Origin of the sequence: Ruminococcus sp. CAG:379, from assembly GCF_000434255.1 — a bacterium.
In the GTDB taxonomy this organism is placed as follows: domain Bacteria; phylum Bacillota; class Clostridia; order Oscillospirales; family Ruminococcaceae; genus Ruminococcus_F; species Ruminococcus_F champanellensis.
The window spans coordinates 49,286-49,885 of the sequence record NZ_FR894897.1 but is presented as its reverse complement, the minus strand read 5'-3'; the positions used below and the strand labels follow the sequence as shown (position 1 = coordinate 49,885).

General features: G+C 57.7%; 1 protein-coding gene. It reads left to right on the top strand.

Annotation, left to right across the window (positions count from 1 at the left end; genetic code table 11):
- Positions 1-134: 134 nt before the first annotated feature.
- Positions 135-600: oligosaccharide flippase family protein (locus QVO51_RS06600; protein WP_288167946.1), on the top strand; the 466-nt coding region annotated here is incomplete at its 3' end.

Sequence of the window (600 nt, the reverse complement as noted above, 5' to 3'; positions counted from 1 at the left end):
GACCAAGCCCATCGGCAGGCGGCTCACCCGGATCTGTACCAAGTACGGACTGTTCACACAAACCTGAATCCCTATGCGGGATGCGTCTATTCCGGGCGCATCCCGCATAGCTTTTATGGAAAAGGGGTGAGCCTATGAGCAAGGGATCAGTGGGCAGGGATACATGCTTTCTAAGCGTGATGCAGTTGTTGCTACAGGCGTTGGGTCTGATGCTGAATGTGTTTCTGACCCGCCGGATTGGCCCCTCCCAGGTGGGGGTGGTTACACTCATCAGTGCTTTTTTCGGACTGTGTGCCGTGCTTGCCAGCGGAAACGGCTTTGTCAGCACCAGCCGGTTCGTTTCAGAGGAGATCGGCAGAAGCTGCGGTAATCCGGAGCATGTGCTGCGGTATGCAGGGATTTGCAGCCTGCTGCTGAGCCTGCTCGTTGGGGGCAGCGTGTATGTGCTGGCACCCTGGCTTGCGGAACGGTTTCTGAAGTCTGCCGCCCTGGCAAGCGGTGTACGGCTTTTGGCAGTGACTTTGCCCTTTGCATCTATCTGTGCATGTCTCAAGGGATATTTTCACGCACGGCGCCGGGTGACCATTCCTGCGGCGGCGG